The 24,035-nt window shown below is 62.5% G+C and carries 23 protein-coding genes and 3 pseudogenes; 11 read left to right on the plus strand and 15 right to left on the minus strand.

The features are described from left to right. Nucleotides 1-57: 57 nt before the first annotated feature. The 3 genes from HDC32_RS00100 to HDC32_RS00110 all read left to right on the plus strand — a co-directional run bounded on the left by HDC32_RS00100 (nucleotide 58) and on the right by HDC32_RS00110 (nucleotide 2,523). A complete protein-coding gene (locus HDC32_RS00100; RefSeq protein WP_184742017.1) occupies nucleotides 58-999 on the plus strand; it encodes a LysR family transcriptional regulator in 942 nt (313 codons plus the stop codon). A 91-nt stretch (nucleotides 1,000-1,090) separates the two neighbouring features. Then, on the plus strand, nucleotides 1,091-1,609 hold the full coding sequence (locus HDC32_RS00105; RefSeq protein WP_027607930.1) for a sigma-70 family RNA polymerase sigma factor: 519 nt from the start codon (nucleotides 1,091-1,093) through the stop codon (nucleotides 1,607-1,609). Then, the gene (locus HDC32_RS00110) at nucleotides 1,606-2,523 is read left to right on the plus strand and encodes a FecR domain-containing protein (RefSeq protein ID WP_184742018.1); all 918 of its coding nucleotides are present in this window, start codon (nucleotides 1,606-1,608) and stop codon (nucleotides 2,521-2,523) included. Before HDC32_RS00105 ends, HDC32_RS00110 begins: the two co-directional genes overlap by 4 nt. A 175-nt stretch (nucleotides 2,524-2,698) precedes the next feature. On the opposite strand, the pseudogene HDC32_RS32290 reads toward HDC32_RS00110, so the two are convergent. Continuing rightward, nucleotides 2,699-2,848: pseudogene (locus HDC32_RS32290) on the minus strand (ABC transporter ATP-binding protein); the annotation flags it as partial. A gap of 339 nt (nucleotides 2,849-3,187) precedes the next feature. On the opposite strand from HDC32_RS32290, the gene HDC32_RS00120 reads away from it, so the two are divergent. After that, the gene (locus HDC32_RS00120) at nucleotides 3,188-3,403 is read left to right on the plus strand and encodes a molybdopterin-binding protein (RefSeq protein ID WP_003173733.1); all 216 of its coding nucleotides are present in this window, start codon (nucleotides 3,188-3,190) and stop codon (nucleotides 3,401-3,403) included. 55 nt (nucleotides 3,404-3,458) lie between these two features. Here the strand turns inward: HDC32_RS00120 and HDC32_RS00125 are convergent, their stop codons facing one another. From HDC32_RS00125 to HDC32_RS00155, 7 genes and pseudogenes are all read right to left on the minus strand, one after another. Further along, nucleotides 3,459-4,604, minus strand: coding sequence for a MalY/PatB family protein (locus HDC32_RS00125; RefSeq protein WP_184742019.1), 1,146 nt, complete (start codon nucleotides 4,602-4,604; stop codon nucleotides 3,459-3,461). Between the two features lie 78 nt (nucleotides 4,605-4,682). After that, a pseudogene (locus HDC32_RS00130) lies at nucleotides 4,683-4,883 on the minus strand (LysR family transcriptional regulator); the annotation flags it as partial. A gap of 79 nt (nucleotides 4,884-4,962) precedes the next feature. After that, nucleotides 4,963-6,273, minus strand: coding sequence for an MFS transporter (locus HDC32_RS00135; protein ID WP_131696505.1), 1,311 nt, complete (start codon nucleotides 6,271-6,273; stop codon nucleotides 4,963-4,965). A 144-nt stretch (nucleotides 6,274-6,417) separates the two neighbouring features. Next, nucleotides 6,418-7,050 carry an N-carbamoylsarcosine amidohydrolase gene (locus tag HDC32_RS00140; protein ID WP_131696504.1) on the minus strand — a complete coding sequence of 211 codons (633 nt, stop codon included), beginning with the start codon at nucleotides 7,048-7,050 and terminating at the stop codon, nucleotides 6,418-6,420. A 34-nt stretch (nucleotides 7,051-7,084) separates the two neighbouring features. Beyond that, a complete protein-coding gene (locus HDC32_RS00145; protein ID WP_131696503.1) occupies nucleotides 7,085-7,837 on the minus strand; it encodes an Asp/Glu racemase in 753 nt (250 codons plus the stop codon). A 10-nt stretch (nucleotides 7,838-7,847) separates the two neighbouring features. Continuing rightward, nucleotides 7,848-8,648 (minus strand): alpha/beta fold hydrolase, encoded by an 801-nt coding sequence (locus HDC32_RS00150; protein ID WP_184742020.1) that lies wholly within the window; start codon nucleotides 8,646-8,648, stop codon nucleotides 7,848-7,850. After that, nucleotides 8,645-9,778, minus strand: coding sequence for an FAD-dependent monooxygenase (locus HDC32_RS00155; RefSeq protein WP_145338822.1), 1,134 nt, complete (start codon nucleotides 9,776-9,778; stop codon nucleotides 8,645-8,647). Before HDC32_RS00155 ends, HDC32_RS00150 begins: the two co-directional genes overlap by 4 nt. Before the next feature lie 304 nt (nucleotides 9,779-10,082). Here HDC32_RS00155 and HDC32_RS00160 point away from each other — a divergent pair, with 304 nt between their 5' ends. The 4 genes from HDC32_RS00160 to HDC32_RS00175 all read left to right on the plus strand — a co-directional run bounded on the left by HDC32_RS00160 (nucleotide 10,083) and on the right by HDC32_RS00175 (nucleotide 15,844). Beyond that, the gene (locus HDC32_RS00160) at nucleotides 10,083-11,135 is read left to right on the plus strand and encodes a 2,5-dihydroxypyridine 5,6-dioxygenase (protein ID WP_131696500.1); all 1,053 of its coding nucleotides are present in this window, start codon (nucleotides 10,083-10,085) and stop codon (nucleotides 11,133-11,135) included. 122 nt (nucleotides 11,136-11,257) lie between these two features. Then, nucleotides 11,258-11,692, plus strand: a complete 435-nt coding sequence (locus HDC32_RS00165) for a MarR family winged helix-turn-helix transcriptional regulator (RefSeq protein WP_131696656.1) — start codon at nucleotides 11,258-11,260, stop codon at nucleotides 11,690-11,692. Nucleotides 11,693-11,834: 142 nt separating this feature from the next. Next, nucleotides 11,835-12,326: a (2Fe-2S)-binding protein gene (locus tag HDC32_RS00170; RefSeq protein ID WP_131696499.1), complete on the plus strand. Its 492-nt coding sequence runs from the start codon at nucleotides 11,835-11,837 to the stop codon at nucleotides 12,324-12,326. Continuing rightward, nucleotides 12,323-15,844 carry a molybdopterin cofactor-binding domain-containing protein gene (locus tag HDC32_RS00175; protein ID WP_184742021.1) on the plus strand — a complete coding sequence of 1,174 codons (3,522 nt, stop codon included), beginning with the start codon at nucleotides 12,323-12,325 and terminating at the stop codon, nucleotides 15,842-15,844. The genes HDC32_RS00170 and HDC32_RS00175 overlap by 4 nt, the downstream gene beginning before the upstream one ends. A 10-nt stretch (nucleotides 15,845-15,854) precedes the next feature. Here HDC32_RS00175 and HDC32_RS00180 read toward each other — a convergent pair whose 3' ends face one another. Then, a complete protein-coding gene (locus tag HDC32_RS00180; protein WP_145338824.1) occupies nucleotides 15,855-16,505 on the minus strand; it encodes a TetR family transcriptional regulator in 651 nt (216 codons plus the stop codon). Between the two features lie 160 nt (nucleotides 16,506-16,665). Here HDC32_RS00180 and ggt point away from each other — a divergent pair, with 160 nt between their 5' ends. Next, the gene (gene ggt, locus HDC32_RS00185) at nucleotides 16,666-18,390 is read left to right on the plus strand and encodes a gamma-glutamyltransferase (protein ID WP_131696496.1); all 1,725 of its coding nucleotides are present in this window, start codon (nucleotides 16,666-16,668) and stop codon (nucleotides 18,388-18,390) included. 38 nt (nucleotides 18,391-18,428) lie between these two features. Here ggt and HDC32_RS00190 read toward each other — a convergent pair whose 3' ends face one another. The 4 genes and pseudogenes from HDC32_RS00190 to HDC32_RS32300 all read right to left on the minus strand — a co-directional run. After that, nucleotides 18,429-18,947 carry an AAA family ATPase gene (locus tag HDC32_RS00190; protein ID WP_131696495.1) on the minus strand — a complete coding sequence of 173 codons (519 nt, stop codon included), beginning with the start codon at nucleotides 18,945-18,947 and terminating at the stop codon, nucleotides 18,429-18,431. After that, nucleotides 18,944-19,507 carry a nicotinamide riboside transporter PnuC gene (gene pnuC / locus HDC32_RS00195; RefSeq protein WP_131696494.1) on the minus strand — a complete coding sequence of 188 codons (564 nt, stop codon included), beginning with the start codon at nucleotides 19,505-19,507 and terminating at the stop codon, nucleotides 18,944-18,946. Before pnuC ends, HDC32_RS00190 begins: the two co-directional genes overlap by 4 nt. A 177-nt stretch (nucleotides 19,508-19,684) precedes the next feature. Then, on the minus strand, nucleotides 19,685-20,419 hold the full coding sequence (locus HDC32_RS32295; protein ID WP_409438475.1) for a methyl-accepting chemotaxis protein: 735 nt from the start codon (nucleotides 20,417-20,419) through the stop codon (nucleotides 19,685-19,687). A gap of 120 nt (nucleotides 20,420-20,539) precedes the next feature. Beyond that, nucleotides 20,540-21,319: pseudogene (locus tag HDC32_RS32300) on the minus strand (cache domain-containing protein); the annotation flags it as partial. A gap of 229 nt (nucleotides 21,320-21,548) precedes the next feature. Between HDC32_RS32300 and HDC32_RS00205 the strand changes: the two are divergent. Together HDC32_RS00205 and HDC32_RS00210 are read left to right on the plus strand one after the other, a co-directional pair. Continuing rightward, a complete protein-coding gene (locus HDC32_RS00205; protein ID WP_065941752.1) occupies nucleotides 21,549-22,379 on the plus strand; it encodes an undecaprenyl-diphosphate phosphatase in 831 nt (276 codons plus the stop codon). Further along, nucleotides 22,376-22,759, plus strand: a complete 384-nt coding sequence (locus HDC32_RS00210) for a DUF1294 domain-containing protein (RefSeq protein WP_131696492.1) — start codon at nucleotides 22,376-22,378, stop codon at nucleotides 22,757-22,759. Before HDC32_RS00205 ends, HDC32_RS00210 begins: the two co-directional genes overlap by 4 nt. On the opposite strand, the gene HDC32_RS00215 is transcribed toward HDC32_RS00210, so the two are convergent. Together HDC32_RS00215 and HDC32_RS00220 are read right to left on the minus strand one after the other, a co-directional pair. Continuing rightward, nucleotides 22,748-23,104, minus strand: a complete 357-nt coding sequence (locus HDC32_RS00215) for an MmcQ/YjbR family DNA-binding protein (RefSeq protein WP_184742023.1) — start codon at nucleotides 23,102-23,104, stop codon at nucleotides 22,748-22,750. The genes HDC32_RS00210 and HDC32_RS00215 overlap by 12 nt on opposite strands. Continuing rightward, on the minus strand, nucleotides 23,101-24,009 hold the full coding sequence (locus HDC32_RS00220; RefSeq protein ID WP_131696490.1) for a LysR substrate-binding domain-containing protein: 909 nt from the start codon (nucleotides 24,007-24,009) through the stop codon (nucleotides 23,101-23,103). The genes HDC32_RS00215 and HDC32_RS00220 overlap by 4 nt, the downstream gene beginning before the upstream one ends. Nucleotides 24,010-24,035: the final 26 nt, after the last annotated feature.

Here is a 24,035-nt window from a genome sequence, read left to right on the forward strand (position 1 = left end):
ACAAATCGAATCTCGCTTACAACCGATAACCTCAAGGTATCGATAATAAGGAAAAAAATGCGTAGTCCCACGATCTCTCCCAGCCTGTTCAACCGTCTGCGCTACAAGCACTTGCATATGCTGGTGGCGCTGAGTTCCAGCCAGAACCTGCACCGCGCCTCCCAGGCCCTGAGCATGTCGCAACCGGCAGCCACGCGCATGCTGCGCGAGATCGAGGACATGTTCGGCTGTGACCTGTTCGAGCGCCTGCCACGGGGGATGCGTCCTACGGCACTCGGCCAGCAACTGATCAATTTTGCCGAATCGGCACTGAGCGGTCTCGACCGTTGCGCCGAAGACCTGATGGCGCGCCAGCAGGGCGGGTATGGCTACTTGTCTATCGGCACCATCATGGGCGCCGCGCCGGACCTGGTGATGGACTGCATTGCGCAGATCAAGGCGCTCAACCCGCAACTGCGTATCCGCATCATGGGCGACACCAGCGACCAGGTGATCCAACTGCTGGAGCGGGGGCGCATCGACCTGGCCATCTCCCGGCGCAACGCTGCCACCGACAGCGAGCACTACAGCTTCGAACCCCTGGGCAACGAGCGTCTGTTGGTGGTGGTGCACGCCGGCCACCCATTGGTCCGACGCGGCCAGCTATCCCTGGCGGAGCTGGTGCGCGACTGGCCGTGGATCCTGCAACCGCAAACCAGCCCGGCGCGTATCGGTTTCGACCAGGCCCTGCAAGACCTGGCGCTGCCAAGCCCGGCGGACATCATCGAATGCAGCTCGGTGTACTCCATGCAGCAGTTGATCCAACTGACCGACGCGGTGATGGTGCTGTCGGAAAGTGCCTTGCGTGATTATCTGAAAATGGGCCTGGTGGTCGCGCTGCCGGTGGCCCTGGACGTGCGGCTGGCGCCGTTTGGCATCTTGTTGCGCAAGGGCGAAGGGGTGAGCCGCGAATTGGGCTTGTTTATTGACCTGCTGCGGCAGAAGGCGGCGATGCTGTAAACGCGAGGTTGAAAAGATCATGGTGTCCCGGCACGATATTAAATAGAATGAATCTCATTTGAGACTCAATCGCGCCGTGCAGGTTGTTGCCATGAATGATGCTGTTGTCCCCACGCACGCCCCCGAACTGACGCTATCAAGCTTGTACCGTGACCATCGCAGTTGGCTGGAAAGCTGGCTGCGGCGGCGACTGGGCAATGCCTGGGATGCGGCCGACCTGAGCCAGGACACGTTCCTGCGGGTGCTTGCCAGTGCGCAGCCGATTGCGCAGATGCAGGAACCCCGGGCGTACCTGGTGACGGTGGGCAAGCGCCTGCTGGTGAATTTTCATCAGCGCCGCAGCCTCGAACAGGCGTATCTCAATGCCCTGGCCACCTTGCCCGACACCTGTGTGCCGTCGCCCGAACAGCGCTGGCTGGTGCTGGAAACCCTGCAAGCCCTGGATGAATTGCTCGACGGCTTGCCCGTGCTGGTGCGCCGTGCGTTTCTATGGAGCCAGCTGGAGGGCCTGGGTTACCGCGAGATTGCCGAGCGTCTTGACGTGTCCGAACGTACGGTGAAGCGCTACATGGCCCAGGCCTATGAGCATTGCCTGCTGGTGGAGCTGTGAGCCGCGACGTCGCGCGCGCCGCCGCCCAGTGGCTGGCGCTGGTCGAATCCGGCGCGGCCACCGAGCGCGATCACGCTGCGTTGCAGCATTGGCGCGACAGCCATCCCCAGCATGAACAGACCTGGCAAAGAGCCCAGACCTTGCGCCAGCGTTTCAGCGACTTGCCCCAGGCGCTCGCGATGGCCAGCCTCGACCGCCCGCAACCGGGGCGACGTGCCGTGCTCAAGCGTGCCTTGGGCGTGGCGGCGCTGCTGCCGACGGCATGGTTGATCAGCCGCCAGTTGCCTATCGAAGCCTGGCGTGCCGACGTGCACACCGCCACCGGCGAACGCAAACGCATGCCGTTGGCCGAGGGTGGCAGCCTGCAACTGAATACCGCTACAGCCGTAGACGTGGACCTGGCACAACGGCGCATCACCCTGGTCGACGGTGAGCTGGCGCTGAACGTTCCGGGCGCGGCGGCGATGACGGTGCAAACCCGCTACGGCCAATTGCTCGTCAGCCAGGCCGAGGTGTGCGTGCGGCAGCTGCCTTCCGGTTGCCTGGTGTCGGTGCTCAAGGGCGCGGTGCAGGTGCGTGATTTGAGCGCAAACCTGGCGACATTGCAGGGGGGCCAGCAAGCACCGCTGAAAGCCGGCGGACTTGGTGCCTGGGTGCCGTTCGATGTGCTGCAGCTGGGTTGGCGCGATGGCGTGTTGACCGCGCAGAACCAGTTGCTGGGGGATTTTCTGCGCGAGCTGGAACGCTATCGTCCGGGCGTATTACGCTGGGATCCCAGCCTGGAAACGCTGCGGGTGACCGGCAGTTTTCGCCTGGATGACACTGACCGCATCCTCGGCCTGCTGGCCTCGACCCTGGGGTTGGAGGTGCAATCTCGAACCCGTTATTGGGTGAGCCTGCGCAAGGCGGCTTGATGCGCTTTGTGGCAAGCCTGCTTGTTGTGGTGAGCGGGCTTGCCCCGCGCTGGGCTGCGAAGCAGCCCCAATCAGGATTCCTGTGTTCTGTCAGGTAAACCGCAGCGCCTGGCTTTGGGTCTGCTTCGCAGCCCAACGCGGGACAAGCCCGCTCGCCACAGGTTACGAGTAGTCCTCAGATCACGTGGGCACGCTGCAACTCGGTCAAGGCCAGCGCCTTGAGCCGGGCCAGCAACGGATCACGTCGGTCTCTCGGGTGCGGCAGGTCGACCGCCAGTGCCTGGCGAATGCTGCTCGGTTGGTTGTCCATCACCAGCGCCCGGTCTCAGGGGTTGTCATCGCTGATACCGATGTTCGGCTCCACCGTGAGCCCAGGCATCAGGCGTGGTTCCCGAAACACAAACACCACTTCGCCGTCGAGGATGCGTCAGGCGCACTGCCGACCCAGGATCGAGTCGCGGCCGACGCAGCCTTGCCGAGACTCGAAAGCTGCTACCGCGGGGGGAGCAAATTGTTGATCGGCTGTTGATGGGGCAACAGCTTGTATATTTCTATATGGAATAAATAAATAGTTATATATTCCTTTTAATGTTCTCTCGGATAACGCACTTTGAGGGCCTGCGCATTCGTGCGGATTGACCCAACAGCCAAAAGGAAAGCCGACATGACCATTAAAGCGATCAACGTGCGCAACCAGTTCAAGGGCGTGATCAAGGAAATTCTGCTGGGGGAGGTGGTGTCCGAAATTGACGTGCAAACCGCATCCGGCATCGTCACCTCGGTGATCACCACCCGCTCGGTGCGTGACCTGGAATTGAAGGTAGGCAGCGAAGTGATTGCCTTTGTGAAGTCCACCGAAGTGTCCATCGCCAAGCTGTGACGCCCACCTGATGTGGGAGCGCTGCTCCCACATTGATAAAACCTGCGACGGTGCCTTAGCGCTGCTGCAGCGCACGCTCCATACGTTGCAGACCCTCTTCCAGCAAGGCCCGTGGGCAGCCGAAGTTCAGGCGCACGAACTGCTGGCTGTCGTCACCGAACTCGATCCCCGCACTCAGTCCGACCTTGGCCTGCTCCAGGAAGAAGTGCTGTGGGTCATCCAGGCCCAGGGCGCTGCAGTCCAGCCAGGCGAGGAATGTGCCTTGCGGCGCATGCATCACCACGCCGGGCAAGCGGGTTTGCACGGCCTCGAACAGGTAATCGCGGTTGGCTTGCAGGTACTGCTTCAGCGCGTCGAGCCATTCACCACACTGGCTGTAGGCGGCGCGGGTGGCTTCCAGGCCCAGGGGGCTGACGCTGTCGACCATGCCGCAGCGGGCCTGGTTGAAGCGCTCGCGAATCTCGGCGTTCTGGATCACCGCAAAGCAGGTCTTCAAGCCGGCTACGTTGTAGGCCTTGCTCGCCGACATCAGCGTGATGGTGCGCTGGGCAATCTCGTGGCTGAGGCTGGCGGTGGGGATGTGGCGGCGGCCGTCGAAGCACAGCTCGGCGTGGATTTCGTCGCTGATGATCAGCGCGCCGTTTTCCAGGCAGGCATTGGCCAAGGCCTGCAGTTCTTCGCGGGGGAAGACCTTGCCGATCGGGTTGTGCGGGTTGCTCAGCAGCAGTGCGCCGGCGCCGGTCAGGGCCTTGCGCAGGGCGGGCATGGGGGTGATGTATTCAGCGTTGCTCAACTCGAACGGTACTTCGATGCGCGGCAGGTTCCAGTGGCCGGGCGCCAGGCGAATCGGGCGATAGTTGGGGGTTTGCAGCACCACCGGCTGGCCCGGTTGTACAAAGGCGTGCAGCGCCATATTGAAGCCAGGCTCAACGCCGGGCAGGAACAGCAGGTCGTCGGGCTGTACGCGCCAGGCGTACTTGGCCCACAGGTCGGCCACGATGGCCTCGCGTACATCCGGGCCGGCCACGCTGTAGCCGAGAATCTGCTGGTCGACGCGAGCGTGCAGGGCCTGGAGAACGGCGGGCGGCGCGGCGATGTCCATGTCGGCGATCCACATCGGCAACACATCGGCCGGGTAACGGTTCCATTTGGTACTGCCAGTGCCGAGGCGGGGGTGGATCGTGTCGAAATCAACGCTCATGAAGGGGCTCGTGTCAGGGAGGGCAGACGGGAATGGCGATGATTCTAACGGGATAAAATCCAGATGCCAGCCCCGTCTTTACAGGCCCTGGTTGCCCCGAATCAAGTCATACGCCTTGCGCGCAATCGGGTTTGCCGTATTCGGCCGAATCCACAGGTAGTACGTGACCTCCGGCAACCTCGGCAACCCATCCGTTTCGCCCGGCACGCGCATATCCGGGCCGAGCATTTCCATGCTGCGCGGCGTCACCCCCAGGCCTGCGCGAGTGGCCGCTTTAATGCGAAGACCTGCAGCGCGGCTTTGCCCTGGCGGGCTGAGGATGACCGCTCCCGCGCAAGGCGGGTGCGGTACAGGGGGGTCAGCGATTGACCAGTTTCGCCGGCAACGCGATGACCAGGAAGCTGCTGAGGATCAGGCAGCCGGCAAAGAACCACAGCGCGCCGGCGCTGCTGCCGGTGACGTCGATCGCCACCCCCATCAACGAGTTGCTCACCAGGCCGGCGATATTCGCCAGCGAGCACGCCAGGGCAAAACCGGTGGCGGCGGCGGTGCCTTTGAGAAAGGTCGCCGGCAGGCTGAAGAACACCGGCACTGCGCCGATGATCGCCGCCGAAGCAATCGCGAACAGCGCCACGGTAGCCGCGACGTTATGGGTGAAGAAGGTGCTGGTGGCCATCGCCGCCGCGCCGATGAAAAACGGCACGATGATGTGCCAGCGGCGTTCGCGGTGTTTGTCGGAGCTGGCGCCGATCAACAGCATGCCCAGCAGGGCGGCGACGCTCGGCAGGGCGGTGAGGATGCCGATATGGAAGGTGTCGGTGACCCCGGCGTTGCGGATGAACGTCGGCATCCAGAAGCCCATGGCGTAGGCGCTGAGCAGGATCGAGAAGTCGATGCCGCCGAGCATCCACACCTTGAGGTTGAAGAATCCGTCACGGAAGCTGTGCTTGCTGCCGGCGCCATCGGTGTCGTCCTTGCGCAGTTCGGTTTCGAGCAAGGCTTTTTCTTCGTCCGACAACCATTTGGCTTGCTGGTAGGTGTTGGGCAGCGCCCAGAACGTCAGCGCGCCGAGCACTACGCTGGGTACCGCCTCGATCAGGAACAGCCATTGCCAGCCGCGCAGGCCGCCGATGTGGTCGAAGTGGCCCATGATCCAGCCGGACAACGGGCCGCCGATCACGCTGGACAGCGGCAGGCCGATCATGAACAGCGCAATGATGCGCCCGCGCCGATGGGTGGGAAACCAGGTGGTCAGGTAGTACAGCACGCCAGGCAGGAACCCGGCTTCGGCGGCGCCGAGCAGGAAGCGCAGGATGTAGAACTGGGTCGTGGAGGTGACCAGCATGGTGCAGGCCGACAACAGGCCCCAGGTGATCATGATGCGCGCGATCCAGATCTTTGCGCCGACCCGCTCCAGTACCAGGTTGCTGGGGACTTCAAAGAGGATATAGCCGACAAAGAACAGCCCGGCGCCGAGGCCGAACGCGGTTTCGCTGAACTGCAATTGGTCGAGCATCTGCAGTTTGGCGAAGCCGATGTTGATCCGGTCGAGGTAAGCGGCCAGATAACAGAAGCACAGGAAGGGAATCAGCTTCCAGGTGATCTTGTGGTAAAGCGTGTTGACCGGATCGGCGACCGTGGTCGCGGGCGCTGCATTCGCAATGGGCATCGGGTGTCTCCTGGCGGTGACTTATGGTTTTTATACAGCCGCTTTTGTTTCAGCACTTCGGAATGCTGTCGAAGCGGCTTCCAAAGGCAGTGTCAGAAATGTTCTGCAGGTGCCGTGCTCTGTGGCGCGGTTGGGGGTAAGGCCTCATTGCTCCCTGAACTTGCTCATGGCCTCCTGCTTGCTCACCACGTCGCCGTACTTGCTGTCGATGTCGAACAGGTTGGCTTCATGGGGTGCCGGGTGTCGATCACCGACGCACTCACGCACGACGATGGTGCGAAACCCATGCTGCACTGCGTCCACCGCCGTCGCCCGAATGCAGCCGCTGGTGGAACAGCCGGCCAGCACCACCGTGTCGATACCCTGGGCATGCAGCATCGAAGCCAGGCTGCTGCCGAAAAACGCGCTGGCGTACTGCTTGGTGATCACCACTTCATCGGCTTGAGGCAGTACCTCGGCGCAGAACGCCGCCAGTGGGTTGCCTTCGACCATGTCTTTCATCACCGGAGCTTTTTTCACCCAGATACCGCCATCGGCGAAATGGCCGGGATGGTAGCGGATATTGGTGTGCACCACCGCAATCCCGTGCTGACGTGCGGTAGCCAACAGTTCGATGCTTTCAGCCACGGCGACAACCACTTCGGGTGCATATAACGGCGCGCCTTCGGTGGTGTAGCCCTGCATGAAGTCGATCATCAGCAGCGCGGCTTTCTTGCCGAAGCCGATGCGGTTGCCCCACACGCCCTGGTAGTTGGCGTTGGCGGATTGTTCGCTCATCTTTTCAATCCCTCATTTTCGAACAGGGCTCACTTCAGTACGCACCGGAGAGCAGGGCGCCCGCACCGGGAACGATGGGTTCCAGGTCCAAAGCCTTGAGCATGGCGTAGGTGGTGGCGATGGCGGCGGTGAGCACCGGCTTGCCGGTTTGCGCCTCGACCTTGGCCACCACCGGCAGCGACTGCATCTGCACGCAAGCCGACAACACGATCACGTCGACGCCTTCCAGGTTCATGCCGGCAACGATGGCCGGCAGGTTGGCCGGGTCGTGGCGGGCCACCTCGAGGTTGTCGGGGATCTCCAGCGCGCGCCAGTCCACCACCTCGAAGCCTTCTTCGCGGATGTAGTTCACCACCAGCTCGGTCAGCGGTTTCATGTACGGCGCGACAATCGCGATGCGCTTGGCGCCCATCACCTGCAAGCCTTCGATCAGCGCACCGGCGCTGGTGATCACCGGGGCGTTGGCGTCGTTATCGGCGGTGGCCTTGCGCAGGCGTTGTTCGGATTTGCGGTGGTAACCCAAGCCCATGGCCATGATCGCCACCAGGCACGCATACCCCAGCACGTCGACCTTGGCGTCGGACAGTTCGACGGCGCAGCGGTCGGATTCGCCGTCCATGGCCGCCAGTTCTTCCTTGCGCACTTGCTTCATGCGCATGCGGCTGGAGTGGAAGGTAAAGCGCTCGGGGCGGATCGCCTGGCGTGCGGTGAGCATGGCGGGGATCTCGGTCTCCATGGTGGTGTTGGAGCTTGGCACTATCTGGCCGATGCGGTAGGGCTTCTGCATGGAAGTGTCCTTATTGTTGTGTGAGGAAGTCGCCGAGGGCATCGAAGAAACCTTCAAGGTCATCCCACGGAATCATGTGTCCGGCATTCGGCACGCGGACCACCTGGATGCGCGGTTGCAGGTCCTGGATCTCGGCGATGTCCTCGTCGAGGATCACGCCGCCGCGTCCGGCCACCATCAATAGGGCTGGGGCCATGAGGTGGGGCAGGTCCTGGTGGAAGTCCACCGTGTGGAAGTCATTGAAGGCGCGCACGATGGCGGGCTCAAAGCAGGTGTGCAGCCATTCGGCGCGCAGGTGCAGTTGCTCGTCGGTCCAGGTGGCGCAGAAGGCGCGCATCGCCTGTGCATCCATGCCGACCAGGGATTGACGGATCGAGTCGACGTACCACGGCAATTTGCTCGGATACTCGCGTCGGCCCGGGCCGGATACCGGTGGGTCGATCAACACCATGCGGTTGACGCCCTGGGGATGCAGCACGGCGCTGCGCACCGCAAAGCGCGCGCCCATGGAGTGGCCCATCAGGTGGTAGCTGTCCAGGTTCAGCGCATCGGCAAAGGCACCGACGTCCTCGGCGCAGGTATCCGCGCTGTAATCCAGCTCCGGACCCGTCGAGGACAGCCCGCGCCCGCGTACATCCAGCACGTAGGTGTCGAACTGCGCGCCCAGGCGCTCGGCCACGAAGCCCCAGGTGATCGCCGGGCTGGTGATGCCCGGGATCAGAATCAGAGTCGGGCCTTTGCCGCCATAGCGCAGGTAATGCTGGCGAATGCCATTGGCCTGGACGTTGCCGCCGTAGAGGAAGGTACTCACGCGGCCACCCCCGATTTGAGCGGCTGGGCGTAGAGGTCATAGCCATAGACCCAGGCCGGGTCTTCCTGGGTGCGCAACCAGGTGTTGGCGTTCGATACGGCCTGCACGCGGGATGCGCGCTCCTTGCGGTTGGCTTCGTAGAGTCCAAAGGCCGTGCGGTAGTCGCTGATGCCGGTTTCCTGCAGGCAGCGGGTGAGCATCGCGGCGTCTTCGATGGCCATGCCGGCGCCTTGGGCCATGTGTGGCTTCATCGGGTGGCAGGCATCGCCCAGCAGCACCAGACGGCCACGGCTCCACAGCGGCAACGGGTTGCGGTTGCGCAACGGCCACTTGGTCACGCTTTCGGTGCTCTCGATCAACGCCTGCACGGTGGGATGGTAGCCCTTGAAGGCGTCGAACATCTCTTCGCGGCTGCTGTCGACGAACGCGCCCTGGAAGTCCCATTCGGCATGGGGCACGCCGGTCACGTAGTAGTACTCGTCGCGCTTACCGGTGGTGTAGTAGACCATCATGTGGCGGTCCTCGGTCCACCATTTGATGCAGTCCTCGAACTTCAAGTCGTACTTGGCCAATTGGTCGCCACGGATCAGCGCGCGGTGCGCGACCCAGCCGCTGTACAACGGCTTTTCCGCGCCGAGCAGTTCCTCGCGAATCTTTGAATTGATGCCGTCGGCGCCGATCACGATGTCGGCATAGGTCACTTCGCCGTCAGCGAAGGTCAGGCGCACCTGGGTGTCGGTTTCTTCGAGGGTTTCCAGGCGCTTGTTGAAGTGCAGGGTGCCAGGCTTGAGGGTGGACATCTGCAGGGCGTGCAGGTCGCCGCGGTGCACGGTGATGTAGGACGCGCCATAGCCGGTGAGCGGGATACGCGAGAGGTATTCACCGCTTTCGCCGCAACGACTGAACCAGTACTCGGGGTGCGAGCCCATCAGGTCCAGCTGCTTTTCGATGCCCATGCGGCGGAAGATTTTCATGATGTTGGGGCCCATGTGGATCCCCGCGCCCAGCCGGGAGAACTCGGGTGCCTGCTCGTAGATGTCGACGTCGAAGCCGGCTTGCTGCAACAGGGTGGCTGCAGCTGCACCGCCCAGGCCGGCACCGACGATAGCGATTTTTTGTGTGCTTCCCATGGGGCGTGATCCTCTGTCTCTTTGATTGTCGGCGGCATCTGTCCGCGAGTTTTTTAGTGTATACGCTACTTTTTTAAAATTGAAAGCCCAAGTTAATGAAATTGTTTTTTGGCTGTATTCGTCATCTGTACTGTATTTATCCCTTTATCTGTTGGGTATGTGTGAAAAGGTAACGTTTTTGTGCGGTGCTTGCAGTCCGTCTTCAATTCAGGTCTTATCAATATTAATTGGCGTGTACGCTATATAAATGCACCAGTGTGAAGCGCGATGCCTGAACGTGGTGCAGCCCACAGGAGACAGGAAAATGCCGGTAAGCGATTGCGAACTGACCCAGATGTTTGAACACGTGCTGAAGCTGTCGAAGGTCGATCCGACTCAGAGCGTTGCCGTGCTCAAGAGCCATTACTCCGACCCGCGCACCGTGCGCGCCGCGATGGATGCGGCGCAGCGCCTGGGGGCCAAGGTGTATGCGGTGGAGCTGCCATCGTTCAACCATCCACGGGCGATGGGCAATGACATGACCGCCTACTGCGGCGACACCGCGCTCACCGGCAATCTCGCCGCCCAGCGCGCCCTGGAGGCGGCCGACCTGATCGTCGACACCATGATGCTGCTGCATTCGCCGGAGCAGGAGCAGATCCTCAAGACCGGCACGCGCATCCTGTTGGCGGTGGAACCGCCGGAAGTGCTGGCGCGCATGCTGCCCACCGAGGCCGACAAGGTGCGTGTGCTGGCCGCCGAGCAGTTACTGAAAAAGGCGCGTTCGATCCATGTGAAGTCCCGCGCCGGCAGTGATTTCCGCGCCGCATTGGGGCAGTACCCGTCGGTGACCGAGTACGGTTTTGCCGATGAGCCGGGGCGCTGGGACCATTGGCCGAGCGGTTTCCTGTTTTCCTGGCCCAATGAAGAAACCGCCGAGGGCGTGCTGGTGCTGGATGTCGGCGATATTCTGCTGCCGTTCAAGACCTATACCCGCGAGCAGATCACCCTGGAAATCGAGAAGGGCTTTATCACCGGGATCCACGGCGGTTTCGAGGCCGAGTACCTGCGTGACTACATGAAGTACTTCAATGATCCCGAGGTGTACGGCATCTCCCATATCGGCTGGGGCCTGCAGCCACGGGCGCAGTGGACGGCCATGGGGCTGCACGACAAGAATGACGGCATGTGCATGGATGCGCGGGCGTTCTATGGCAATTTCCTGTTTTCCACCGGGCCGAATACCGAAGTGGGTGGCACACGCAAGACGCCCTGCCATATGGATATTCCGCTGCGTAACTGCGATGTGTATCTGGATGATGAGGCGGTGGTCATTGGCGGGGATGTGGTTGCCCCAAAAGCTTCCCTGGCACGCTGAAAATCCAATGTGGGGGTCAAGTCCCCCACATGTTTGACCGAGTTTCTTCAGTGGGAAACTTGAGTACATCCAATAACGCGGCCATCATGCCCACCCATCGCCAACCACCCACCGAGCTCGCCGTGCCTGATTCCTACGTTTTTTCTGAACAAGTTGGCCACCTGCTGCGCAAGGCCTACCAGCGCCACCTGGCGATTTTTCAGCAGAATGTCGGCGATTCCCAGCTTACCGCCGTGCAGTTCGTCACCCTGTGTGCGTTGCGCGATCACGGTGCAAGTTCCCTCACTGAACTGGTCAAGGCCACGGCCGTGGACCAGGCGACCATTCGCGGGATTGTCGAGCGGCTCAAGGCCAAGGAACTGATCACCCTTGAGCCCGACCCGCAGGACAAGCGTAAGGTGGTGGTCGATCTGTCTGCCGCCGGCGCCGAGCTGGTCGCGCAAACCACGCCCCGCGCCGCACAGATCAGCGAATTGACCATGAGCAACCTCAACCCTGCCGAACGGATCGCGGTGCTGTTTCTGTTGCGCAAGATGATCGACGATCCCCAGGAATAAAGCCGGCTGGCATCGTTTTTGCTCTGTGTTGATGTAGCAGGCACTTCATCAGTCAAGTGTGTCGTGAGACCCCAGGTTCGCGACGCTTTTTTTTGGCTTATTAATGTAGTGCCTACTTCATCAAATGATTCGGGCGAAGCAAATGATCAGCCAGCACATCACGGTAGCGCTTGAGGTCAATGGGCAAACCAGCGAAGTCAGCGCCATGGCGGATACACCGCTGTTGCTGGTACTGCGCAATGATCTGCAACTCAACGGCCCCAAGTACGGCTGCGGCCTGGGCGAGTGCGGTGCGTGCACCGTGATCATCGATGGCGTCGCTGCGCGGTCGTGTGTATTTCCGCTGTCGGGCGCGGTGGGGCGCAAGATCGTCACCCTCGAAGGCCTCGGTACCCGCGAGGCGCCGCACCCGGTGCAGCAGGCCTTTATCGATGAGCAGGCCGCGCAATGCGGCTACTGCCTCAACGGCATGATCATGGCCACCAAGGCCTTGCTCGACCGTAACCCCAGCCCCAGCGAAGCCCAGGTGCGCCTTGAGCTGGCGGGCAACCTCTGCCGCTGCGGCACCCATATCGAAATCCTTCGCGCGGTGCTGCGAGCCGCGCGCCTGATGAACGTGGATGGATCACCATGACCGACACCCCGCTTTCCCGTGACCAGTGGCTGGCCAAGACCGGCGTTCTGTTGATCGTCGATGACGTGCTGCCGCCTTCGGGGCCGGTGGCCAAGGGGGGTACGCCCAGCGTGAAGCCCAAGGAGCTGGGGCTGTTTATTGCCGTCAACGATGACGGCCTGGTGTACGCATTCAACGGCCATGTGGACCTGGGCACCGGCATACGTACCGCGCTGGCGCAGATCGTCGCCGAGGAACTCGACCTGAGCATGAAGCAGGTGAAGATGGTGCTCGGCGATACCGAGCGCGTGCCGAACCAGGGCGCGACCATTGCCAGTGCGACGTTGCAGGTTTCCGCGATCCCACTGCGTAATGCGGCGGCGGAGGCGCGGCGCTTCTTGCTGGCGCGGGCGGCGGGGCGCTGGGGCGTAAGCACGGCCAGCCTCAGGGTGGAAGGCGGCATGATTCACGGCGTCGACGGGCGTACCAGCACCTACGCGGAACTGGTCAGCGGCCAGCACGACCAGTTGCGCATCAGCGGCGATGCGCCCCTCAAGGCCGTCGAGGACTATCGCCTGGTGGGCAAGGGCGCTGCGCGGGTAGACATCCCAGGCAAGGCCACCGGTGAACTGACCTATGTGCACGATATGCGTGTGCCGGGCATGCTCCACGGCCGGGTGATCCGCCCGCCGTATGCGGGGCTTGATTGCGGTGACTTTGTCGGCAACAGCCTGCTGCGCGTGGATGAAGGTTCCATCGCCCATATCCCCGGGATCGTCGCGGTAGTGGTGATCCGCGATTTTGTCGGCGTGGTGGCGCTGCGCGAAGAGCAGGCGATCAAGGCTGCCCAGGCGTTGCAGGTGCATTGGAAACCCTGGAATACCGCGCTGCCGGACATGGGTGATGTGGAACAGGCCATCCGCGATAACCCACGGGTGCGCCGCACCGTGCTCGACCAGGGCAATGTCGACGCAGCCCTGGCCGACGCCAGCCAACGCATGCCGCGTACGTACCTGTGGCCATACCAGATGCATGGCTCCATCGGTCCCTCCTGCGGGCTGGCCGATTACTCGCCGGCCGGCAGCCGCGTGTGGTCCGGCAGCCAGAACCCGCACCTGCTGCGCGCCGACCTGGCGTGGTTGCTGGAATGCGATGAGGCGCTGATCGAGGTCATCCGCATGGAAGCTTCCGGCTGTTACGGACGCAATTGTGCCGACGATGTGTGCGCCGATGCCTTGCTGTTGTCCCGAGCGGTGGGCAAGCCGGTGCGCGTGCAATTGAGCCGCGAACAGGAGCACCTGTGGGAGCCCAAGGGCACCGCGCAGTTGATGGAGGTGGACGGCGGCCTCAACGCCGATGGCAGCATCGCCTCCTACGACTTCGACACCAGCTACCCCTCCAACGGCGCACCGACCCTGGCACTCTTGCTCACCGGCCGCGTCGAACCGCTGGCGGCGATGTTCGAGATGGGCGACCGCACCTCGATTCCGCCCTACGACATCGACAACCTGCGCGTGACCATCAACGACATGGCGCCCATCGTGCGCGCGTCGTGGATGCGCGGCGTGTCGGCGTTGCCCAACACTTTTGCCCACGAGTCCTATATCGATGAGCTGGCCTTCGCGGCCGGCGTCGACCCGGTGGAATACCGCCTGCGCTATCTGAAGGACGAGCGCGCCATCGACCTGGTGAAATCCACCGCCGAACGCGCCAACTGGTCACCGCGCACCGCGCCGATGCAGACCGCCAGTGAAGACCACCTGCTGCGCGGTCGCGGCTTTGCCTACGCGCGCTACATCCACAGCAAGTTCCCCGGCTTCGGCGCAGCGTGGGCCGCCTGGGTAGCGGACGTGGCCATCGACAAGCACACCGGCGATGTGTCGGTGACGCGGGTGGTGATCGGGCATGACGCGGGGATGATGATCAACCCGTCTGGCGTGCAGCATCAGATCCACGGCAATGTGATCCAGTCCACCAGCCGCGTGCTCAAGGAGCGTGTGACCTTTGAAGAGTCGACGGTGGCGAGCAAGGAGTGGGGCGGTTACCCGATCCTGACGTTCCCCGAGGTGCCGCAGATCGACGTGCTGATGATGCCGCGTCAGGACCAGCCGCCTATGGGCGCGGGTGAATCGGCGTCGGTGCCCAGCGCGGCGGCGATTGCCAATGCGATCTACGACGCCACCGGGATTCGTTTTCGCGAATTGCCGATCACCCCGGAGCGGGTGCTGGCGGCGCTGAGTGCCGGCACGTTGGGTGAGCCGGCCAGGTCGCCGGAAAAACGCCGCAAGTGGTGGTTTGGTGCGCTGTTCGCGACGTTGGGCGCGCTGCTGGCTACGGCCTGGCCGTTTCACAATGAAATCGCACCCATCGCGGCGCCGAGTGCCGGCACTTGGTCCAAGGCCACGTTGGAGCGCGGACGCTTGCTGGCGGCGGTGGGCGATTGCGCGGTGTGCCATACGGCGCCCGGTGGCGCGGTCAATGCCGGTGGATTGGCCATGGAAACCCCCTTCGGTACCCTGTACAGCAGCAATATCACCCCGGATGTAGAGACCGGCATCGGCGCCTGGTCTTATCCTGCGTTCGAGCGGGCGATGCGCGATGGCATTGGTCGCGACGGGCGCAACCTGTACCCGGCGTTTCCGTATACGGCGTTTCGCAATATCAACGATGCGGATATGCAGGCGCTGTACGCCTACCTGATGTCCCAGGCGCCGGTCAGCCAGGCGCCGACGCCGAATGCCATGGGTTTTCCGTTCAATATCCGGCCGCTGATGGCGGGGTGGAATGCGTTGAATCTGCGCCGCGGTGAAATATCGCTGCAGCCTGAGCGCAGCGAGCAATGGAATCGCGGCAATTATCTGGTGAATGGCTTGGGCCACTGCGCCGCGTGCCACTCGCCGCGCAATTTCATGGGGGCCGAGAAGGGTGGTAAGTCCTTCCTGGCGGGCGGCATGGTCGATGGCTGGGAGGCGCCGGCACTGACCGGGTTGTCGAAGGCGCCGACGCCGTGGACCGAGGACCAGCTATTCACCTATCTGAGCACCGGCTATTCCGATGCCCATGGTGTGGCGGCAGGCCCGATGGGGCCGGTGGTGAGCGAGTTGTCGAAACTGCCCAAGGCAGATATCCGTGCGATGGCGGTGTACCTGGCGTCGCTGAAGGGCGAGGCCGTTGCTGAAGTGCAGGTGGTTGCCACGGTGCCAAATCCCAATGGCCGGCGCGTGTTCGAAGGTGCGTGCAAGGCCTGCCACGCCGACGGGCTGGGGCCGAAATTGTTTGGGGTGAGCCCGTCGCTGGCAACCAATACCAATGTGTACAGCGACCAGCCGGACAATCTGATCAAGGTGATCCTGCAAGGCATCAGCAAACCTGCGACCAAGGACCTGGGCTACATGCCGGGTTTCAAGGACAGTTTGTCCAACAGCCAGGTGGCGGATCTGGTGGCGTACCTGCGCGGGCGGTTTGCGCCGAATGCGCCGGTGTGGAGTGGGGTGGAACAGAAGGTCGCGCAGCTGCGCGCCAACCCTGGTACTCACTGACACGACAGGGTTAAAGCGGTGGGAGGGGGGTCACGCCGCGCACCACCAGGTCACTGATAAACCCCAGCCAATCCTGCTGCTGCCCCTTGTTCGACAAGTCTTCGCCGAGGAATGAGCTGAGGGTGTGGCGGTTGGAGTTATAGAAGTAGCACAGCGAGGCGATCATCAAGTACACGTGCTTGAGGTCGACATCCTTGCGGAACACGCCTTGGGCCTGGCCGGCTTCGATGATCGGGCGCAATACGCCGACCGCTTCCCCCGACAGCCTGCGCAATTCGCCGGACTGCTTGGCGTGCTTGCCCTGGTGCAGGTTCTCGATGCTCAGGATCGCCACGAACTCCGGGTGCTTGACGTAGTAGTTCCAGATAAACGCGACCAGCTCGCGCAGGGCCTGCACCGGCGCATCCAGGTCCAGCTTGAGTGTGCTTTCGGCGTGGTTGAACTGCTCGTAGGTGTGTTCCAGCACGCAGACGAACAGGTGTTCCTTGCTGCCGAAATAGTAATAGAGCATGCGGTCGTTGGAGTCGGCTTCCTTGGAAATGGTGTCGACGCGCCCACCGGAATAGCCGTCGCGGGTGAACACCTTGACCGCCGCCTGCAGAATGCGCGAACGCGTCTGGTCCGCCTGTTGGGCACGAATTCCGGTCTTCTTGATCGCCATGTCAAAGCGCCTTGCAGGACAGTTTGGGCGCGAAATATAGCATGGGCTTTTTCCGCTCCGTTCTGTGACCGACAGGTTCTGTAATAAAAACGCCATTGCGCTGGGGATTAAATTCGGGGCGGGCTATTTTGGTGCGTCTCAATAACTAGAGTAGCCATGGATGAAATACCAACCCTTCAACCGCGCATTAATTGCCACCGCCTTGGTGTTGACGGTCAGCGGCGTGCAAGCCGCTTCCCAGGCCCCGGTGGCCGGTGAAAATGGCATGGTGGTGACCGCCCAGCATTTGGCCACGCATGTCGGCGTGGATGTACTCAAGGCCGGCGGGAACGCGGTGGATGCCGCCGTGGCGGTCGGCTACGCGCTGGCGGTGGTGTACCCGGCGGCGGGTAACCTGGGCGGCGGCGGCTTCATGACCGTGCAACTGGCGGATGGGCGCAAGACCTTCCTCGACTTCCGCGAGAAAGCCCCGTTGGCGGCCACCGCTGATATGTACCTGGACAAGGCCGGCAATGTGGTCGAAGGCTTGAGTGCCAAGGGGCATCTGGCTGTCGGTGTGCCCGGCACCGTGTCCGGCATGGAGCTGGCCCTGAGCAAGTACGGCACCCTCAAACGCGCCCAGGTGATTGCCCCGGCGATCAAGCTGGCGGAAAACGGCTTTGCCCTGGAGCAGGGCGATATCGACCTGCTGCACACCGCCACCGGCGAGTTCGAAAAAGACAAGGATATGCGCGGGATTTTCCTGCACAACGGCCAGCCGCTGCAGGTCGGCCAGAAGCTGGTGCAGAAAGACCTGGCCAAGACCCTCAAGGAAATCTCCGCCAAGGGCAGCGACGGTTTCTATAAGGGTTGGGTCGCCAAGGCCCTGGTGGATTCCAGCCAGGCCGGCAAGGGCATCATCACCCAGGCCGACCTCGACAGGTACAAAACCCGCGAACTGGCGCCCATCGAGTGCGACTACCGTGGCTACCACGTGGTCTCGGCACCGCCGCCAAGCTCGGGTGGGGTGGTGATCTGCCAGATCATGAACATCCTCGAAGGCTACCCGATGGCTGACCTGGGCTATCACTCGGCCCAGGGCCTGCACTACCAGATCGAAGCCATGCGCCACGCCTATGTGGACCGTAACAGCTACCTGGGCGATCCGGATTTCGTGAAGAACCCGATCGAGCATCTGCTGGACAAGAACTACGCGGCCAAACTGCGTGACGCCATCGATCCGCACAAGGCCGGGGATTCCCAGGCAATCAAGCCGGGTGTGTCGCCGCACGAAGGCAACAACACCACCCACTACTCGATCGTCGACAAGTGGGGCAACGCGGTCTCGGTGACCTACACCCTCAACGACTGGTTCGGTGCGGGCGTGATGGCGAGCAAGACCGGGGTGATCCTCAACGATGAAATGGATGACTTCACCGTCAAGGTCGGCGTACCGAACATGTACGGGCTGGTCCAGGGGGAAGCCAACGCCATCGCACCGGGCAAGGCGCCGCTTTCCTCGATGAGCCCGACCATCGTGACCAAGGACGGCAAGGCCGTGATGGTGGTGGGTACACCGGGCGGCAGCCGCATCATTACGGCGACCTTGCTGACCATCCTGAATGTCATCGACTATAAGATGAATATCCAGGAAGCCGTGGACGCGCCGCGTTTCCACCAGCAATGGATGCCGGAAACCACCAACCTGGAGACCTTCGCGGTCAGCCCGGACACCCAGAAGATTCTGGAAAGCTGGGGCCACAAGTTTGCCGGGCCGCAGGATGCCAACCACTTGGCGGCGATCCTGGTGGGGGCACCGTCCCTGGAGGGTAAGCCGGTAGGTAACAACCGCTTCTATGGGGCGAATGACCCGCGTCGCAATACCGGCCTGTCGTTGGGCTACTAACCGCCCCGGTGTTGTAGTGAGCGGGGCAAGCCCGCTCACTACAACAGCTGTTCTACCGCAGCAAACGCGGCGGTGCGGCGCTCCTCCCAACTCCCCCTGATGACCACCACCGCCTGTCGATGCGCCTGCATCCACGCCAGGCTGTCCTGGAAAAACACCCGGCGGTCGGCCAGTTCCGGCTGGCAGCGTTGGCCATCGGCGGTCCATTCCACATCATCCGGCGATAACAGTAGGTGCAGGTCGTACTGCCGGGCCAGCAGTTCGTCGTCGAGCCATGCCGGGTAGTCGCCGAACAGGGTCTGGCTCCACAGTTTATTGGTCAGCAGGTGAGTGTCGAGGACCAGCAGGCGCGGCTGCCGGGCGCGGGCGGCATCTTCCCAGGCCAGTTGGCCGTGGGCGATGGCTGGAATATCCGCCAGGGTGGTGTCGCGCTGGTGATGGTCCATGAAATCGCGCACGTATTCACGCACCATCAAACCGCCAAAATGCGCGTGCAGTTCGGCGGCCAGCCAGCTTTTACCGCTGGATTCGGGGCCGGCCAGTACGACCACCTTCATGGTTGCAACGCCGGGTCGGCGCGCCATTCACGCCAGCCTTGCACGGCGATCACGGTGAACAGGGCATAGAGCGCAGCGGTGAGATACAAGCCCTTGTAGAGGAACAGCCCGACGAAAATCACGTCCACGGCAATCCACAGCGGCCAGCACTGCACGCGTTTCTGCGCCATCCACATTTGCGCCACCAGGCTGAATCCGGTGAGGGCGGCGTCGAGCCAGGGCTGGGCGGCATCGGTCCAGTGCGCCATCGCAGCGCCCAGCAGCAGGCTGCCGACCGCGCCGATGGCCATGCTGGTCATGATTGCGGGCCAACCCAGGCGGGTGACCTGGCGTCCTTGCCTGACCTCGCCGGCGCGGGTCCACTGCCACCAGCCATAGACTTGCAAGGCGGCGTAGACCACCTGCAGCAGCATGTCGGAATAGAGCTTCACGTCATAGAACACCCAGGTGTACAGCAACACCATCACCAGGCCGATGGGCCAGCACCAGGGGTTCTGTTTGACCGTCAGCCAGACAGCGATCACCCCCAGGGCGGCGGCGAACAGTTCAAGCCCGGACATGGCAGTTCCTTGGGAGAGTGGGAGAGGGCGGGGATTGTAACCAGAGGCCAGCAATCTTCAAAACACAGTAGGGCAAATGTGGGAGGGGGCTTGCCCCCGATAGCGGATGGACAGCTGCACATATGCAGACTGATATATCGCCATCGGGGGCAAGCCCCTCCCACATTTGGAGCGGTGTTAGACCTTGAACTGGCGCAAGAGGCTGTCGAGTTGTTCGCTCAGCCCGCGTAAGTGCACGCTGGCCACGTTGGACTGTTCCGCCGCCAGCGCGGTGCTGTGGGACAAGCTCGCAGCCTGGGTGACGTTCTGGTTGATGTCTTCCACCACATGAGCCTGTTGCAGGGTGGCGCTGGCAATCGACGCATTCAGGCCGTTGAGGTTGTGCAGCGCCTGGCCGATGGCGGTGAGGCTGGCACCGGCCTGGCCGGCTTGTTCGATGGTCAGTTGCGAGGCGCTGTGGCTGTCGCTGATCACCTTGACCGCTGCTTCCGAGTGACCTTGCAGACGCTCGATCATCGCCTGGATCTCGGCGGTGGATTTTTGCGTGCGCTGGGCCAGCAGGCGGACTTCATCGGCCACCACGGCAAAACCACGGCCTTGTTCCCCGGCGCGTGCCGCTTCGATGGCGGCGTTGAGCGCCAGCAGGTTGGTCTGGTCAGCGATGGAGCGGATCACTTCCAACACACCACCGATCTGCGTGCTTTCGCTGGACAAGGTGCGGATCACTTCCACGGCCTCGCTGATGGTGGTGGAAAGCTGGTCGATCTGCTGCAGGCTACTGTCGATATTGACCTGGCCTTGCTGGGCCTGAGCCTGGGCATCGCGCATTTCGCTGGCGGCGTGTTCGGCGTTCTTGGCCACGTCCTGCACGCCGTAGGTGACTTCATTGATGGCGGTGGCCACCAGTTCCATCTGCTGGGACTGTTGCTGGCTGCGGTCATGGGCCTGGGTCGCGTTGTTGCCCAGTTCCGTGGAGGACTGGCCCAGGGCGTTGGCGCACACCTGCAACTGGCTGACGACCTGGCGCAGCTTGGCAGTGAAACTGTTGAAGTGTTGGGACAGCTGGGTGACTTCGTCGCGACCGTCGGTGTCGAGGCTGCGGGTCAGGTCGCTTTCGCCGCTGGCGATATTACCCATGGCGTTCACTGCGTCCTGCAAGGGGCGCACGATGCTGCGGGCAATCAGCGATACCAGCAGGGCCATTACCACGGCGATGCCCAGACCGATAAACGAGGCCTTCCACACCTGGCTGTTGAACTCGGCCTGCACATCGTCCACGTAAACGCCGGAGCCGATGATCCAGCCCCACGGCTCGAACAACTGGATATACGAGGTTTTCGCCACCGGCGCATCGGCGCCCGGCTTCGGCCAGCGGTAGTTGATGATGCCGGCGCCCTTGGCCTTGGCGAGGATCACGAACTCGTTGAACACGGCAAACCCGTCGGGATCGCGGATGGCCGAGAGGTTCTGGCCGTCCAGCTTCGGGTTGGCCGGGTGCATGATCATCACGGGGGTGAGGTCGTTGATCCAGAAATAGTCGTCGTGGTCATAGCGCAAGCCGCGCACCGCGCTCAGGGCTTGTTTTTGCGCGGCTTCGCGGGTCATCACCCCGGTGGTTTCGAGGCTGTGATAAAACGTCAGGATCCCGCTGGCGGTCTGGACCACGTGCTGGGTCTGCTGGCGCTTGGCCTGGTAAAGGTCGTCGTGGATCTGCTTGAGCATCAGCAAACCCAGGGCCATCAGCATCAGCACGGCGACGATCAGGATCAACCAGAGGCGTCGGCTGATCGACATATTACGCAAACTGTTCATCGTCCTGTCACTCCGGGCTTTTTATAATTGTGGGCGTCGCATCGACTTTTACGCCTTGTCTGATAGGCTTTCGGCCTGAAATCGCAAAACCTGAGTACTGCCTGATTTTTCACAGAATTTTTGCAGACCGGCATTGACCCATGGTCAACACCGGGCCTTCAGTGCGCTCGTCAGTGAACCATTAAAAGATTGATAAGGCATGCCACAGGGCATGACCTTTGGGGGAAGCATGGATTTTTGGACAGCCATTCAGGCATTGATTCTTGGCGTAGTGGAGGGGCTTACCGAGTTCCTGCCGATCTCCAGCACCGGACACCAGATTATCGTCGCCGATTTGCTCGACTTCGGCGGCGAACGTGCCATGGCGTTCAATATCATCATCCAGCTGGGTGCGATCCTCGCGGTGGTCTGGGAATTCCGGCGCAAGATCCTCGATGTGGTCACCGGCTTGCCGACCCAGCGCAATGCCCAGCGCTTCACGGTCAACCTGCTGATCGCGTTCCTGCCGGCCGTGGTGCTGGGGGTGATCTTTGCCGATTTGATCCACCATTACCTGTTCAACCCGATCACCGTGGCCACTGCGTTGGTGATCGGCGGCATCGTCATGCTGTGGGCCGAGCGCCGCGAGCATGAAGTGCACGCCGAAAGCGTCGATGACATCACCTGGAAAGATGCGCTCAAGGTCGGTTTTGCCCAGTGCCTGGCGATGATCCCGGGTACGTCGCGCTCCGGCTCGACCATCATCGGCGGCCTGCTGTTCGGCCTGTCGCGCAAGACCGCCACCGAGTTTTCGTTCTTCCTGGCCATGCCGACCATGGTCGGTGCGGCGGTGTACTCGGGCTACAAATACCGCGACCTGTTCCAGCCGGCGGACCTGCCGGTGTTCGCCATTGGCTTCGTCACCTCGTTCATCTTCGCGATGATCGCGGTCAAGGGCCTGCTCAAGTTCATTGCCAGCCATAGCTACGCGGCATTTGCCTGGTACCGTATTGCGTTCGGCCTGCTGATCCTGGCGACCTGGCAATTCGGTTGGATCGACTGGGCTGCGGCCAAGGCATGATGATTCAACACCCACGCCTGAAAGCGGCGATTTTTGTGCTGCTGTGCACGGCGCCGCTGCTGGGTTCGGTGTTGGTGTGGCTGCGCGGTGAAACGGTACTTCCGTTGGCGGCCTATGGCGTGGTCAGCGTGCTGGCGTTCTTCCTGTATTGGAGCGACAAGCGCAAGGCCCTCACCGACAGCTGGCGCACCCCGGAGAACATCCTCCACGCCGTGGAGCTGGCGGGCGGTTGGCCGGGGGCATTGATTGCCCAGCAGGTGTTCCGGCACAAGACGCGCAAGGTGTCTTACCAGGTGCTGTTCTGGGTGATCGTGCTGTTGCACCAGGTGTTCTGGCTGGACCAGTTGTTCCTCGGTGGCACGCTACTGTCAGTTCTCTAGCAGCAAGCCGATCTGCGTGCGCTTGGGCAGTTTGCTCACCACCAACTGGTGGGAGCGCTGCAACAAGCCGCGCAGTTCCTCGGCGCCCAGCGGGTAGGGCGTGTTCATGATGATCCACTGCGCGCGTGCCAGGTACGGCGCCGGGTGGATGCCAGGGCGGTCCACATGGCCGAGGAACAATTCCTTGTCGACCTTGAACGCCAGCGAATCACCGCGCAGGTTTTGCAGGGCGAACATCTTGTTGCCCGCTATCGAGAACACCCGCACGCCACCCCATTTGTAGTCTTCCCGCGCGCCGGGCAGGCTCAGGCAGAAACTCGCGACTTGTGCTTCGGTCATCTTCATAGCAAGCGGTCTCCGCAGCTCTTAAAGCCTTCTTCCAGGTAATCGATCCAGGCCCGAATCGCCGGCAGCACGCCACGGCGATGCGGGTAGACGGCCTGGAGCCAGCCGCCCGGCAACGACCATTGCGGCAGCAGTTGCACCAACCGACCGTTGGCCAGTTCCTCTTCGCAGTACATCATCGGCAGCACGGTAAAGCCCAGACCCATGACGGCGCTGGCCTTGCGCACGATGAAGTCGTCGATGCCCAGGCGGGCTTCCATCGCCAGATCGTGTGGGTTGCCCTGGGGGTCAAGGATGCGCTGATGCACCAGGCGATCCGCCTCCAGCGCACCGAGTATCGGCAGTTGCTTGAGATCGTCGAGGGTGCTTACCTGGCGACCGAGCATGAAGGCGGGGCTGGCGACCAGCACGGTCTGGGCCTGGCGCAGGCGCTTGGTCACCAGCAGCGGGTCTTCGTCACCAAGCTCGCGCACTCGCAGTGCCACATCGATGCCTTCGGCGACCAGGTCGACGCGGCGGTTGACCAGGGTCATCTCCAGCTGTACCTGGGGGTTGGCGGCGAGAAATCCGGCGACCAGTTCTGGCAGGAAGTGCTGCGCCAGCCCCACCGGGCATGTGACCCGCAGCCGCCCGCGGGGTTCGCTGGACATGCTGGCCACCGCCTCGTCGGCCATTTCCGCCTCCAGCAGCATCGCCTGGCAGTGGCGCAGGTAGCGCTCGCCAACGGCGGTCAGGGTCAGTTGCCGCGTGGTGCGTTGCAGCAGGCGTGCGCCGAGGCGCTCTTCCAGTTCGGCAATGCGCCGCGACAGCCGCGACTTGGGAATGCCCAAAAGCCGCCCGGCCGCCGCGAAGCCGCCGGCTTCGACGACTTTGGCGAAATAGTAGAGGTCGTTGAGGTCTTGCATGGTCAGCCTATTGTCCTGTCAGTGGG

The organism is Pseudomonas sp. JAI120 (assembly GCF_014207255.1).
Classification (GTDB): Bacteria; Pseudomonadota; Gammaproteobacteria; order Pseudomonadales; family Pseudomonadaceae; genus Aquipseudomonas.